The sequence below is a fragment of the Mesorhizobium sp. LHD-90 genome (assembly GCF_030929505.1).
In the GTDB taxonomy this organism is placed as follows: domain Bacteria; phylum Pseudomonadota; class Alphaproteobacteria; order Rhizobiales; family Rhizobiaceae; genus Kumtagia.
The window spans coordinates 75,025-88,303 of sequence record NZ_JAVFVV010000021.1; the positions used below are offsets into that span (position 1 = coordinate 75,025).

General features: G+C 64.9%; 11 protein-coding genes. 2 read left to right on the top strand and 9 right to left on the bottom strand.

Annotated features, from left to right (window positions below; all coding sequences use genetic code 11):
• The first annotated feature begins 107 nt into the window (after positions 1-107).
• Together xdhB and xdhC are read left to right on the top strand one after the other, a co-directional pair.
• Positions 108-2,453 carry a xanthine dehydrogenase molybdopterin binding subunit gene (gene xdhB, locus RB623_RS25005; RefSeq protein WP_308059828.1) on the top strand — a complete coding sequence of 782 codons (2,346 nt, stop codon included), beginning with the start codon at positions 108-110 and terminating at the stop codon, positions 2,451-2,453.
• 19 nt (positions 2,454-2,472) lie between these two features.
• Positions 2,473-3,429: a xanthine dehydrogenase accessory protein XdhC gene (gene xdhC / locus RB623_RS25010; RefSeq protein ID WP_308059829.1), complete on the top strand. Its 957-nt coding sequence runs from the start codon at positions 2,473-2,475 to the stop codon at positions 3,427-3,429.
• Between the two features lie 40 nt (positions 3,430-3,469).
• Here xdhC and RB623_RS25015 read toward each other — a convergent pair whose 3' ends face one another.
• From RB623_RS25015 to RB623_RS25055, 9 genes are all read right to left on the bottom strand, one after another.
• Positions 3,470-4,309, bottom strand: a complete 840-nt coding sequence (locus tag RB623_RS25015) for an alkaline phosphatase family protein (RefSeq protein ID WP_308059830.1) — start codon at positions 4,307-4,309, stop codon at positions 3,470-3,472.
• A gap of 6 nt (positions 4,310-4,315) precedes the next feature.
• Positions 4,316-4,615, bottom strand: a complete 300-nt coding sequence (locus RB623_RS25020; RefSeq protein WP_308059831.1) for a type II toxin-antitoxin system RelE/ParE family toxin — start codon at positions 4,613-4,615, stop codon at positions 4,316-4,318.
• A 70-nt stretch (positions 4,616-4,685) separates the two neighbouring features.
• Positions 4,686-4,925, bottom strand: a complete 240-nt coding sequence (locus RB623_RS25025; RefSeq protein WP_308059832.1) for a type II toxin-antitoxin system ParD family antitoxin — start codon at positions 4,923-4,925, stop codon at positions 4,686-4,688.
• A gap of 50 nt (positions 4,926-4,975) precedes the next feature.
• Positions 4,976-6,646, bottom strand: coding sequence for an ABC transporter ATP-binding protein (locus tag RB623_RS25030; protein WP_308059833.1), 1,671 nt, complete (start codon positions 6,644-6,646; stop codon positions 4,976-4,978).
• Complete coding sequence (locus RB623_RS25035) at positions 6,646-7,470, bottom strand: ABC transporter permease (protein ID WP_308059834.1); 825 nt, start codon at positions 7,468-7,470, stop codon at positions 6,646-6,648. The genes RB623_RS25030 and RB623_RS25035 overlap by 1 nt, the downstream gene beginning before the upstream one ends.
• A gap of 9 nt (positions 7,471-7,479) precedes the next feature.
• Entirely contained in the window at positions 7,480-8,439 is a 960-nt protein-coding gene (locus tag RB623_RS25040) for an ABC transporter permease (protein WP_308059835.1), read from the bottom strand.
• A 16-nt stretch (positions 8,440-8,455) separates the two neighbouring features.
• A complete protein-coding gene (locus tag RB623_RS25045) occupies positions 8,456-10,039 on the bottom strand; it encodes an ABC transporter substrate-binding protein (RefSeq protein ID WP_308059836.1) in 1,584 nt (527 codons plus the stop codon).
• 147 nt (positions 10,040-10,186) lie between these two features.
• Entirely contained in the window at positions 10,187-12,190 is a 2,004-nt protein-coding gene (locus RB623_RS25050; protein WP_308059837.1) for a CocE/NonD family hydrolase, read from the bottom strand.
• Between the two features lie 98 nt (positions 12,191-12,288).
• Complete coding sequence (locus tag RB623_RS25055; RefSeq protein ID WP_308059838.1) at positions 12,289-13,230, bottom strand: alpha/beta hydrolase; 942 nt, start codon at positions 13,228-13,230, stop codon at positions 12,289-12,291.
• Positions 13,231-13,279 lie beyond the last annotated feature (49 nt).

A 13,279-nucleotide genomic window follows, 5' to 3' on the forward strand; every position in this document is an offset into this window, starting at 1 on the left:
CCCGGACCAGCGGCAAGGTCAACGCTGCCAATCTCCCCCCTTGAGGGGGAGATGTCCGGTAGGACAGAGGGGGGTGCGAAGGAGCGCGAAGCTCGGGGGATGTGTCGATGAACAAACATACGTCACCCAACCTCAAGGCCGCGAGAATCGCCGGCGCCGTCCACACCGACCAGCGCCACGATTCCGCGCACAAGCACGTCACTGGCGAGGCGGTCTACATCGACGACATGCCAGAGCCGGAGGGCACGCTGCACGGCGCGCTCGGGCTGTCGACGGTTGCACATGCAACGATCCGCGGCATCGACCTCTCCGCCGTCAAGACCGCGCCCGGCGTAATCGACGTGCTGACAGCCGCCGACGTGCCCGGCGAGAACGACATCTCGCCCACCGGTCGCCACGACGAGCCGATCCTGGCCGAAGGCAAGGTGCAGTTCTTCGGCCAGCCCATCTTCTGCGTGATCGCCGCAACCCGCGAGGCGGCGCGCCGCGCCTGCCGGCTGGCCAAGATCGAGTACGACGAACTGCCCGCCGTCATCGACGTCTGGGACCTCGATCCGACCGAGGACAAGCTCGTCACCCCGCCGCTTACGCTGAAGCGCGGCGACGCAGCCGGCACCATCGCCGTCGCGCCGCGTCGCTTGAAGGGACGCATGCGCGTCGGCGGCCAGGACCATTTTTATCTCGAAGGCCACATCTCGCTCGCCGTGCCCGGCGAGGACGGGGACGTCACCGTCCACTGCTCGACCCAGCATCCGAGCGAGGTGCAGCACATGGTGGCACATGCGCTCGGCGTGCCGAGTCATGCGGTCACCGTCGAGATCCGGCGCATGGGTGGCGGTTTTGGTGGCAAGGAGACGCAGGGCAACCAGTTCGCCGCGCTTGCCGCCATTTCAGCCAAGCGGCTCGGCCGGGCCGTGAAAATCCGGCTCGACCGCGACGACGACATGCTTGCTACCGGCAAGCGCCACGACTTCGTCATCGACTACGAGGTCGGCTTCGACGATGATGGACGCATCCTCGGCGTCGACTACGTCTATGCGGCGCGCTGCGGCTTTTCCTCCGATCTGTCAGGACCCGTGACCGACCGCGCGCTGTTCCACTGCGACAACGCCTATTTCTGGCCCGCCATCCGGGCGAAGTCGGCGCCGCTCTACACCAACACCGTCTCCAACACAGCCTTCCGTGGCTTCGGCGGGCCGCAGGGCATGATCGGCGCGGAGCGTGTCATCGACGAGGTCGCCTTCGCCACCGGCAAGGACCCGCTGGAGATCAGGAAGCTCAACTTCTACGGCACGCGTGAGCGCAACGTGACGCCCTACCACCAGACGGTGGAGGACAACATCATCCACCGCATCGTCGCGGAACTGGAGGAGAGCTCAAACTACACACGGCGGCGGCGCGAGATTGCCGCCTTCAACGCCAACAGCCGCATCGTCAAGCGCGGCCTGGCGCTGACGCCGGTGAAGTTCGGCATCTCCTTCACGGCGACCCACTACAACCAGGCGGGCGCGCTGGTGCATGTCTACACAGACGGCTCCGTCCATCTGAACCACGGCGGCACTGAGATGGGCCAGGGCCTCTACGTCAAGGTCGCGCAGGTGGTCGCGGAAGAATTCCAGATCGACATCGACCGGGTGAAGATCACCGCCACCACGACCGCCAAGGTGCCCAACACCTCAGCGACCGCAGCCTCCTCCGGCTCGGACCTCAACGGTATGGCGGCGCAGAACGCGGCTCGCCAGATCAGGAGGCGGCTCACTGACTTCGCCGCGGACAAATATTCCGTGCCGGTCGACCAGATCGAGTTCCTGCCCAATCGGGTGCGTGTCGGCAACCAGGAGATTCCTTTCCCCGACCTGGTCAAGCAGGCCTATATGGCGCGTATCCAGCTCTCGGCGGCCGGCTTTTACAAGACGCCGAAGATCCACTGGAACCGCGACAAGGGCGAGGGCCATCCCTTCTACTACTTCGCCTACGGCGCGTCCTGCTCGGAAGTGTCGGTCGACACGCTGACCGGCGAATATGTGGTGGAGCGCACCGACATCCTGCACGAGACCGGCCGCTCGCTGAACCGGGCGATCGACCTCGGCCAGGTCGAGGGCGGTTTCATCCAGGGGATCGGATGGCTGACGACGGAAGAGCTTTGGTGGGACGGCAAGGGGCGGCTGCGCACCCACGCGCCGTCGACCTACAAGATCCCGCTCGCCTCGGACCGCCCGAAAATCTTCAACGTGACGCTTGCCGACTGGCCGGAGGCGCACGAGCCGACCATCCACCGCTCCAAGGCGGTGGGCGAGCCGCCCTTCATGCTGGCCATGTCGGTGCTGCACGCGCTGTCGGACGCGGTGGCGAGCGTCGCCGACCATCGCGTCTGCCCGCGGCTTGACGCGCCCGCCACGCCTGAGCGCGTGCTGATGGCGATCGAGCGGCTGCGGGCCGAGGCGAAGGCCTAGCAAAATGCTATAGTCCGGCATGGCATCGATCGTGAAGGAACTCTGCGCTTTCCTGGACGGGCCCCCCACCGCCCTCGTCGAGGTCGTCTCCGCAAAGGGCTCCACCCCGCGCGAAAAGGGCGCCTGGATGCTGGTGTCGCCGCTCCGGATTTTCGGCACGATCGGCGGCGGACAGCTCGAATTCATGGCGATCGACAAGGCGCGCGAGATGCTGCGATCACCCTCCCTCTTGTGGGGAAGGTCGGCGAGCGGATTGAGCGCAGCGAAATTCGAGAGCCGGGGCGGGGGTCCCCCGGAGAAAGCTACCCCCACCCCGGACCTTCGGTCCGACCCTCCCCACAAAGGGGAGGGTGAAAGGCTCTCCATTCCCCTCGGCCCGGAGATCGGCCAGTGCTGTGGCGGGCGGGTCGAGCTGTCGATCCGCCTGGTCGACGCGGCGCTGGAGGCCCGCCTGCTCAAAGCCGCGGCCGCCGAAGAGGCGCGGTTGCCGCATGTCTATGTCTTCGGCGGCGGCCATGTCGGCCATGCGCTGGCCTCGGCCTTTTCGCTGCTGCCGCTGAAGACCATCGTCGTCGAGACACGCGCCGACGCGCTGGAAGGCATGCCGGCGTCGGTAGAGACCAGGCTGACGCCGGTACCTGAAGAGATGGTTCGCGACGCGCCGGCCGGCTCCGCCTTCGTCGTGCTCACCCACGACCACGCGCTGGATTTTCTGATCGTCGCCGAGTCGCTCAGGCGCGACGACGCGGCCTATGTTGGCATGATCGGCTCGAAGACCAAGAAGGCCACCTTCCGCAATTGGTATCTGAAGACCGCCGGCGGCAGCGAACGGTCATTTTCGCGCCTAGTCTCGCCGATCGGCGGCGACGCGGTGAAGGACAAACGTCCGGCGGTGATCGCCGCGCTCGCCGCTGCCGAGATCATGACGGCGCTGGCGACCGCAACCGCGCGCGGCCACGTCATGCAACAGGCGTAACACCGGCCGCACGACCACGTCGCCGGCCCGTCCGCAAAGGTCAACGCAGGAACGGCTTTGCCCGCATCGTCTCCGGCACCGATACGCCGAGCCGTGTCAGCACGGTCGGCGCCAGTTGCAACTGGTCGAGCAAAACGTCCGACGCCGGCCCCTCGCCCGTGCCGAAATAATAGAGCGCCACGTCCTGCATCTCTTCATCATGGCCGCCGTGATGGCCACGATGCGTCTGGCCGTGGTCGGCCGTCACGATCACCTCGCACCCAGCGCTCAGCCATCGCGGCAGGAAACCCGCGAGCGAGGCGTCCAGCGCGTAGAGCGCGTTGTCCATCTCCACGCAGTCCTGGCCGTAGCGGTGGCCCATGGAATCGACGGTGCAGGTGTGCAGGATGCCGTAGTCGATGCCCTTGACCTCGACCAGCCGCGTCAGCGTGGCGAACAGGTCGACGTCGCTCGGCGTCATCTGGTTGGTATGGTTGTAGCCGGCCATGGTGTGGAACCGGGCGTGCGTGATCGGCCCGTCCGGCTCGTCATACTCGATATCTCGCACCGGATCGAAGGGATAGCGGTTGAAGAACTCCGACCAGTAGGAATGGGTCACCGCGCCCGTCCTGCCGCCGGCCCTGGTCACCTCCGAAAAAATGTCCGGCTGTTCGACACGCTTGCGAAATTCGTTCGATCCTATGCCGTGGACCTGCGGCGCCACGCCCGTATGGATCGAGGCATAGCAGCAAGCCGATGTCGACGGCAGCACCGAGCGCATCCGCCATTTGCGCGCCTCGCCCGACTGCACCCAGCCTTCAAGGTTGCCCATGAACGGCTTCCAGCTCCGCCACGGCAGGCCGTCGAGGACGATCAGCAGGAGTTTTGTGCGAAGGGGCATGTCAAACTACTCTTCGAGGCGCGACTTCAGGTCCATGCGCCGGTGGAGTATGCGCATGACTTGCACATCTCCGCCATCAGACAGGGTGTAGAAGATGAAATGCGAACCGATGGCGTGCCTGAAATATCCCGCGCGAAACTGCTCTGCGTTCCGTCCAAATTTGCGGCGCGATGCGAGCGCTTCGCACGCATCCTTGATCGAGTTGATGTAGCGTTCAGCCTGATCTTGGTTCCAAGTCTTTTCGGTATAGTCCCATATTCCGTCGAGGTCAGCCTGCGCTGCTCGACTAAGGACGTATCCGCTCATAGCGCGTTGTCCGCTTTCGTCCTGGAATTAGCAATCGAGCTGCGACAACTGCTCCCAACAGGAGCGAACATTACTGTCGTGCCTTCTTTCGAGCTATGAATTCGTCAAAATCGAACGGCTCCGGCGGACCGCTGTTCTCCCCTTCGATCAAGGCCGCGCGGACGGCCTCGATGTAAGATTCCTGCTCCTCCAGAAGCCTCAGGCCAGCTTGGACCACCTCGTCGGGAGAAGCATAGTGCCCGTCCTCGACCTGCTGCTCGACGAATTCGCTGAAGGGCGTATCGAGCGATATGGTGGTGCGCTTGTTCATTGCCGCAGAATAGCAGAGTCCTTTCGGTCGGCAAACAACGCCGTCCCCTCTCAGTTCCCCGCGCTCTCCATGCGCCGTCCCGTGATCGCCTTTTCCAGCCAGCCGATCTCCATCTCCGGCACGGAGGACAGAAGCAGGTCGGTATAAGCGTCGAAGGGCGGCGCCAGGACCTGGCTCTTAGGGCCGTAGCGAACCACCTCGCCGCGATACATCACCGCGATCGAGTCGGCGATCGACTTCACCGTCGCCAGATCGTGGGTGATGAACAGATAGGCGACTTCCTCTTCCTTCTGGAGTTCCAGCAGCAGTTTGAGGATGCCGTTCGCCACCAGTGGGTCGAGCGCCGAGGTCACCTCGTCGCAGATGATCAGTTTCGGCTTGGCCGCTAGCGAACGGGCGATGCAGACGCGCTGCTTCTGGCCGCCGGAAAGTTCCGCCGGATAGCGGTCGACAAAACCCTTGCCCATCTCGATCTTGTCGAGCAGTTCGGCGACACGCTGGTCGCGCTCGCGCCCGCGCATGCCGAAATAGAACTCCAGCGGACGTCCGATGATGGTGCCGACCGTCTGGCGCGGGTTCATCGCCACATCTGCCATCTGGTAGATCATCTGCAACTGGCGAAGATCTTCCTTCGGCCGGTCGGCCAGCCGGTTTGCAAGCGTCCTTCCTGCGAAGGTGACCGACCCCTGCTCGGGCGGCAGCAGCCCGGTTATGGCGCGCGCCAGCGTCGATTTCCCCGAGCCGGATTCGCCGACGACGGCCAAGGTCTGCCCCGGAAAGATGTCGACCGAGACGTTTTTCAGCACCTTCACCTTGCCGCCGCCATAGGAGGCGGTGACGTTCTTGACCGACAGGAACGGCGTGGCGCCGGGTTTCTGCTCGTCATGTGCGATCTCGTGCACGGAAACCAGCGCGTTGGTGTATTCCTGCCGGGGCTCCTTGATGATCTGCCGCGTGCCGCCCCATTCGACCAGCCGGCCGTGGCGCAGCACCATGATCTCGTCCGACACCTGCGCCACCACCGCGAGGTCGTGGGTGATGTAGAGTGCCGCCACGCCGGTGTCGCGGATGGCGTCCTTGATCGCCGCCAGCACGTCGATCTGCGTGGTCACGTCGAGCGCGGTCGTCGGCTCGTCGAAGACGATCAGGTCAGGCTCGGAGCACAGCGCCATCGCCGTCATCACACGCTGCAACTGCCCGCCCGACACCTGGTGCGGATAGCGCTCGCCGATGGTCTCGGGGTTCGGCAGGCTGAGTTTCCTGAACAGCGCCACCGCCCGCTTTTCGGCCTCCGCCCGGGTTGCGACGCCATGCAGAAGCGAAGCTTCCACCACCTGGTCCATCAGCCGGTGCGCCGGGTTGAAGGAGGCGGCAGCCGATTGCGCGACATAACACACCTCTCGACCGCGCAGTCTGCGCAAGCCGCCAACGCCGCCTTTCAATATGTCACGGCCGTTGAGCACCACCTCGCCGCCGGTGATGCGCACCCCGCCGCGCCCGAACCCCATCGAGGCGAGCCCGATGGTCGACTTGCCCGCGCCGGATTCGCCGATCAGCCCCAGCACCTTGCCACGCTGCAGCGTCAGCGACACGTCGTGCACCAGCGTGATCGTCCTGGGCGGTTCGCCCGGCGGAAACACTTTGGCTTCGATCCGCAGGTTGCGGATGTCGAGCAGCGGGTCGGTCTTGCCTGCCCGCGATGCGGTAGCCGCAGCAGCCATCAGCCGCGCCCTCCCTTCAGGCTGGTCGTGCGGTTCAGCACCCAGTCCGCGACCAGATTGACCGAGATGGCCAGCGCCGCGATTGCCGCCGCCGGGATCAGGGCCGCCGGTATGCCGAAGACGATGCCGTCCTTGTTCTCCTTCACCATCCCGCCCCAGTCCGCCTGCGGCGGCTGCACGCCGAGCCCGAGGAACGACAGCGCCGACAGGAACAGCACGGCATAAATGAAGCGTAGGCCGAGTTCCGAAACCAGCGGCGACAGCGCGTTGGGCAGGATCTCGCGAAAGATGATCCAGGCCTTGCCCTCGCCGCGCAGTTTGGCCGCCTCGACGAAGTCCATGACGTTGATGTCGACCGCCACCGCGCGGCTGAGGCGGTAGACGCGGGTGGAGTCGAGGATACCCATCACCAGGATCAGCGTGAGGATCGTCGAGGGCAGCACCGAAAGCACCACCAGCGCGAAGATCAGCGTCGGGATGGCCATCAGCAGGTCGACGAAGCGCGACATCAGCGTGTCGAACCAGCCGCCGATCACCGCTGCGGCGAAGCCGAGGATCGAGCCGAGGGTGAAGGAGAGCGCAGTGGCCAGCACGGCGATGAGGATCGTCGTCTGCGCGCCGTAGATCATGCGCGACAGCAGGTCGCGGCCGAGATTGTCGGTGCCGAGGACGAACTTGTCCGAGGATGGCTCCCATACCTGCCCGACGATCTCGCCGAGCCCGTAGGGCGCGATCCACTGCGCGAAGATGGCGCAGATCAGGAACAGCGTCGTCAGGATCAGGCCGATCCACGCGCCGATCGGGATTTTCCGAAGCTCAAGCATGGCCGCGCCTCACTTCGGATGCCGGAGCCGCGGATTGGCGACGATCGCCGCAATATCCGCGATGATGTTGAGGGTAACGTAGACGGCGGCAAAGATCAGGCCCACCGCCTGAACCACCGGCACGTCGCGCTTGGTGACGTGGTCGACGAGATACTGGCCCATGCCCGGATAGACGAAGATCACCTCGATGACGACGACGCCGACCACGAGATAGGCGAGGTTCAGCATCACCACGTTGACGATCGGCGCAATGGCGTTCGGGAAGGCGTGCTTGCGGATGATGTCGAAAGCTCTGAGGCCCTTGAGTTCCGCCGTCTCGATATAGGCCGATTGCATGACGTTGAGGATCGCCGCCCGCGTCATGCGCATCATGTGCGCGAGCACCACCAGCGTCAGCGCGGTCGCTGGCAGGACGATGGCGTGGATGCGGTCGAGGAACGGCATGCCGTCGAACACCGTCGAGATGCCGGGGAACCATTGCAGCTTCACGGCGAAGAAGAACACCAGCAGGTAGCCGATGAAGAACTCCGGCAGCGAGGTCGATGCCAGCGCCAGGCCGGAGATGAGCTTGTCGACGAAACCGTTGCGGTAGCGCACCGCCAGCAAGCCCAAAATGATCGCCAGCGGCACCGACACCACGGCCGCCCAGAAGGCGAGGAACAGCGTGTTCTTCAGCCGCGGCCAGATCGAGCTGGCGATGTCCTGTCCGCTCGACAGCGCCGTCCCCAGGTCGCCGGTCAGCACGCCGCCCAACCAGCGGAAGTAGCGCACATAGGCCGGTTCGTTGAGCCCGAGCGACTCGCGAAGGTTGGCGAGCGCCTCGGGCGTCGCCGACTGGCCGAGGATGGACTGCGCGACGTCGCCGGGCAGGATCTGCGTGCCGGCGAAGATCAGGACCGAAACGGCCAAAAGCAGCAGGATGCCCAGCGCGATGCGCTGGGCAATAAGCTTCACGATGGGTGAGGACATCTCCGCAAGGCCGGGCTCACGCGTTGAGCCAGCACTTGGACAGCGCGTAGCCGCCCATCATCTCCTGGTTGCCGTCCGGAACCCAGCCGCCGACATTCGGCCCGGTCGCGTCGATGAAGTCGTTGAACATCGGGGTGATCACGCCGCCCTCGTCGCGCACCAATTGGCCCATGTCGGCATAGATCTTCTTGCGCTTCTCGGTGTCCAGTTCGGCGCGTGCCGCAAACAGCATCTTGTCGAAGTCCTCGCGCTGGAAACGCGTGTCGTTCCAGTCCGCCTTCGAGTAATAGGCGGTGGAGTACATCTGGTCCTGCGTCGGCCGCCCGCCCCAGTAGGAGGCCGAGAATGGCTGCTTGTTCCACACTTCCGACCAATAGCCGTCGCCAGGCTCGCGCTTGATCTCCAGCGTGATACCGCATTTGGCGGCGCTCTGCTGGTAGAGCTGCGCGGCGTCCACAGCGCCCGGAAAGGCCACGTCCGAGGTGCGCAGCAGCACCGGGCCGCTATGGCCGGACTTCTTGAAGTGCTCCGCCGCCTTTTCGGGGTCGAATTTGCGCTGCTCCATCTCGGTGAACAGCGGATAGGCCTTGTTGATCGGCGTGTCGTTGCCGACCGAGCCGTAGCCGAACAGGATTTTCTGGACGAGCTCTTCGCGGTCGAGGGCGTATTTCAGCGCCAGGCGCAGATCGTTGTTGTCGAAAGGCGCGGTGTTGCAGTGGGCGATGAACACGTAATGGCCCTTGCCGGCGACGTTCTGGATGGTGACGCCCGGCACCCGCTTGATCAGCTCGACGATCTTCGGCTCGACGCGGTTGATCATGTTGACCTGGCCGCCCTGAAGTGCGGCCGTGCGCGCCGTCGGGTCGTTGATGACGATGATCTCGATCTGATCTGCGAAGCCGCGGTCGTCGCGCCAGTAGTTCGCGAACTTCTCGCCGCCGAGCCGTACGCCCTGCTCGGTGACGGTGACCTTGTAGGGCCCGGTGCCGATGCCCTCGGTCGGGTTGTCCTTGCCGCCGTTCGGCTGGATCATCAGGTGGTAGTCGTCGAGCAGGAAGGGCAGGTCGGCATTTGCTTCCTTGAGCGAGAACACGACCGTGTCGCCGTCCGCCTTCACGTTGTCGATACCGCCCATGATGCCTAGCGCGCCGGATTTCGAATTGGCGTCGGAGTGGCGCTCCATGGTGGCGACCACGTCGGCCGGCGTCATCTCCTTGCCGTTGTGGAACTGCACGCCTTTGCGGATCTTGAAGGTCCATACCTTGGCGTCGTCGGACGCGCCCCATTCCTCGGCCAGAGCGGGCTTCAGCGTGCCGTCCGCGGAAATCTGGACGAGTTGCTCGCCCCATTGGCGGCCGAAGAAATACGGCACCTGGCTCGACCAGGTCGCGGGGTCGAGGCTGTCGGTGGCTGCGCCTCCCTGCATGCCGGCCTTCAGCACGCCGCCCTTGACCGGCGACTGCGCCTTGGCGGCGGAGGAAAGCAGCGAGTTGGCGAAGGTGGCAGTGACGCCGAGCGCCGCGGCGCGCCCCAGGAAATCGCGTCGGCTAAGCTTGCCGGCAACGACGCGACCGCTCAGGAAATCCAGTTCGTTCGACATTTTTCAGGTTCCTCACTCGTTGGTTTGACCTTGGGTCATTATGGTTGTTTGTCAGGATATGACCGTATCGCCGGAAGGCGCGTTACGCCGTTTGCGACATGACGTGGCGTAAATGGCCCCGATCCGTGGACCAATGCACGAATCGGTTTAAATGTGATCGCGCGGCACCTCCTCCCGGAAATCCTTCTCATACACAAGCACCTCGTCCTCATACGCTTCGATGCGTCCGGTGAGGTGGAAAGTGGTGGTGTCCGAGCGCATGGCGGAAAAGGTCTCGGTGCGCAGCGACCAGCCGTCGCGTTTGTGGATCGCCGTCCAGTGCGTCACCCCGCGCGCCGACAGGGGATCGTCCGGATGGATCGTCCAGCGCTCGCGGGCGACACCGCCATTGATCAGCCCGTGGTCGGCGTCGCGAGTCTCGCCGAAATCGTCGACAATGGCCAGCGTCACCGCGCCAGTCCTGTCGTCGCGCTCGACCTTGCGGCTGTTGCTCGACGGCCGGATCGTCTGCGTGTTCCACGGCCGCGCCGCTTCGGGTTCCTCGAAGCGCACCTCGTCGCCGCTGCCCGCCGGCCGTTCCGGTATGTCTATGCCACCCGTCAGGATGGTCAGCGTGACCGGCTGCGGCGACGGCCAGACCAGTGGCCAATAGCTGGAGGAGACGGCGACGCGCAGCGTGTGCCCGGCCGGAATCCTGTAGGCGATGTCATCGAGCCTGAAGGAAACTGTCACCGGTAGCGTCGGATTGACCGGCTTCGGCGTCTCATGCCCGTCGCGATGGCAGAGGTTGAAGACGCCGTAGGTGATGCGCGTCGACGATCCGTCCGGATGGACGTCGCAGAGCCGCACCGCCACCATGGCCGCTGGCTTATCGGCGAACAGCGTCAGCCTGACCACGGGCGCGCCGACGATATCGATGGAAGCGTCGAGCGTCAGGTCGAAGCAGGCGGATTTCGCGTCGTCGTCGCGCTGATCGCCCGGCATCTCCGGGCCAAGCCAGATCGCGCAATATTCGCCGCCATCCATGCCGCAATCCTGCGGCGACGAGATTTTCCGGCTGATGGCTTTTGGCGGCGACTGGCTAAGCCTGCCGCCATCGGCAAGGCTGAAACTCCGCATGGCGATGCCGGGCGACGGCCACTGATGTTCGGCGATCCAGCGGCCCGGACGTTCCTCGTACCAGTCGCGCGGCGGCACGGAGTCCATCACATAGAGCCGCATGGCCGGGTCATTCTCGACCCCGGTTTCTTTCCCCTTCAGCCAATGATCCCACCAGCGCAGCGCCTCCTGCAGGAAGCCTACGGCCGGCTTCGGCACCGCGAAATGCGGATATTTGTGAATCCATGGGCCGACGATGCCTTTTGTCGGCCCGCCAATGCCCTCGACGAGGCGCGCCACCGCGTTCTTGTAGCCGTCGCCCCAGCCGCCGATGGCCAGCGTCGCAGCCTTGATCTTCGAAAAATCCTCACAGACCGAGCCGCGCTTCCAGTAGGCGTCGCGCCGCTGATGGCGCAACCATACGGCGGGAAGGAACGGCTCGTTCTCCAGCCGCTCCAGCCACATCTCCTTCCAGCTATCGCCGACAATCGCCGGGTCGGGCGAGCGCGACGAGTAGGAGAGCATGGTGGAGCCCCAGCCGAGATTCTCGTTGAGCAGCAGCCCGCCCTTGTAGTGGATGTCGTCGGCATAGCGGTCGTCGGTCGAACATAGCGTGATGATCGCCTTCAGCGCCTCCGGCTGTTTGGCCGCCACCTGCAGCGAGTTGAACCCGCCCCAGGAGATGCCCATCATGCCGACATTGCCGTTGCACCAGGGCTGAGCTGCCGCCCAAGCGATCACCGCGCAGGCATCCTCAAGCTCCTGCTCGGTATATTCGTCCTCCATCAGCCCTTCGGAATCGCCGTTGCCGCGCATGTCGACACGGATCGAGGCGTAGCCGTGCCCGGCGAAATACGGATGGGTGAGCGAATCGCGTGCCGTGGTGCCGTCGCGCTTGCGGTAGGGGAGGTGCTCGAGGATAGCGGGAACCGGATCGTTTTCCGCGTCCGCCGGCAGCCAGATGCGCGCCGACAGCACGCAGCCGTCCGGCATCTCGATGCCGACATCCGGGTTCTCGACGATCTTTCGCGGAAACTGGGTGACGGTCTTCATGGTTTTGGCTCCGGCATGCGTTGTATTCGCAGACTAGCCATTATGGCCGGTCGCGAAAGGTCTGCGTGCACGACGCGAGCAAATGGAAAGCGACACGCTCAATACGGCCACTCCCGCCGCCCCAGCGCCGATACCGCCTCGACGATACCGGAAAAGCTGTCACGGGCGCGTGCGATCATGTGCCGCCCGCGCACAAAACTGTGGACGAGGCCCGGTTCCTCGCGCCACCAGACCTTGCCACCGGCGGCGAGGATGCGGTCGCGATAGATCTCTCCGTCCGACGACAGCGGGTCGCATTGCGCGGTGACGATCGCGGTCGGCGGCAGGCCGGAAAAATCCGTGTCGGCAAGAGGATAGAGGGTGACGATATCGGCCGGCGGCGTGCCGCCCGTGCGGATATCGCGGTAGAATTCGAGGTCGCGCGCCGTCAGCATCGGCGCCTCGGCATGCTCGACATAAGAACGCCCGCTGCCACTACCGCCGAGGGTCGGGTAGATCAGCACCTGCCCGATCGGCATGCGGCTGTGCCCGCGCGTGGCGTGGCTCACCGCAGCGGCAAGATTGCCGCCCGCCGAGTCGCCGGCAAGCACGATCGGGCGCTTGCAGATGGCCGCGGCCCACTCGAACGCCGCCAACGCATCCTCAAAGGCGGCCGGGTGCGGATGCTCTGGCGCCAGCCGATAGTCGACGGAGACCAGTTCGTAGCCGGTGCGGGCGCAAAGCTCGGCGCAAGCATCGTCATGGCTGTCCAGTCCGCCGAGAATATAGCCGCCGCCATGCAGATAGAGCACCATCGCGGCGGCCTCCGGCGCGGCGGTGCGGTAGATACGAATGGGGATGGCGCGGTCGGGCAGGTCGATGCTGCCGGTCTCTGCGGTCACGCCATCCGGATAGCCGGCGTGGAATTCCCGACACATTAGGTCGTAGATCGCCCGCTGCCGCTCGATGCCAAAATCGATCGTCTCAGGCGGATAGAAGGAATTTGTGCGCTCGATGAACGCCCAGGTCTCGGCGTCGATGAGTTTTGAATAGTCGGTCATGCGATCATTGGACCCAATTGTCACGCCCCTTGCCTCGCCCGCCGCATGC

What these genes read in the sequence shown, in the direction of transcription:
- xdhB (WP_308059828.1), top strand. Translation starts at nt 108, where the DNA reads ATGAACAAACATACGTCACCCAACCTCAAGGCCGCGAGAATCGCCGGC.
- xdhC (WP_308059829.1), top strand. Translation starts at nt 2,473, where the DNA reads ATGGCATCGATCGTGAAGGAACTCTGCGCTTTCCTGGACGGGCCCCCC.
- RB623_RS25015 (WP_308059830.1), bottom strand. Translation starts at nt 4,309, where the DNA reads ATGCCCCTTCGCACAAAACTCCTGCTGATCGTCCTCGACGGCCTGCCG.
- RB623_RS25020 (WP_308059831.1), bottom strand. Translation starts at nt 4,615, where the DNA reads ATGAGCGGATACGTCCTTAGTCGAGCAGCGCAGGCTGACCTCGACGGA.
- RB623_RS25025 (WP_308059832.1), bottom strand. Translation starts at nt 4,925, where the DNA reads ATGAACAAGCGCACCACCATATCGCTCGATACGCCCTTCAGCGAATTC.
- RB623_RS25030 (WP_308059833.1), bottom strand. Translation starts at nt 6,646, where the DNA reads ATGGCTGCTGCGGCTACCGCATCGCGGGCAGGCAAGACCGACCCGCTG.
- RB623_RS25035 (WP_308059834.1), bottom strand. Translation starts at nt 7,470, where the DNA reads ATGCTTGAGCTTCGGAAAATCCCGATCGGCGCGTGGATCGGCCTGATC.
- RB623_RS25040 (WP_308059835.1), bottom strand. Translation starts at nt 8,439, where the DNA reads ATGTCCTCACCCATCGTGAAGCTTATTGCCCAGCGCATCGCGCTGGGC.
- RB623_RS25045 (WP_308059836.1), bottom strand. Translation starts at nt 10,039, where the DNA reads ATGTCGAACGAACTGGATTTCCTGAGCGGTCGCGTCGTTGCCGGCAAG.
- RB623_RS25050 (WP_308059837.1), bottom strand. Translation starts at nt 12,190, where the DNA reads ATGAAGACCGTCACCCAGTTTCCGCGAAAGATCGTCGAGAACCCGGAT.
- RB623_RS25055 (WP_308059838.1), bottom strand. Translation starts at nt 13,230, where the DNA reads ATGACCGACTATTCAAAACTCATCGACGCCGAGACCTGGGCGTTCATC.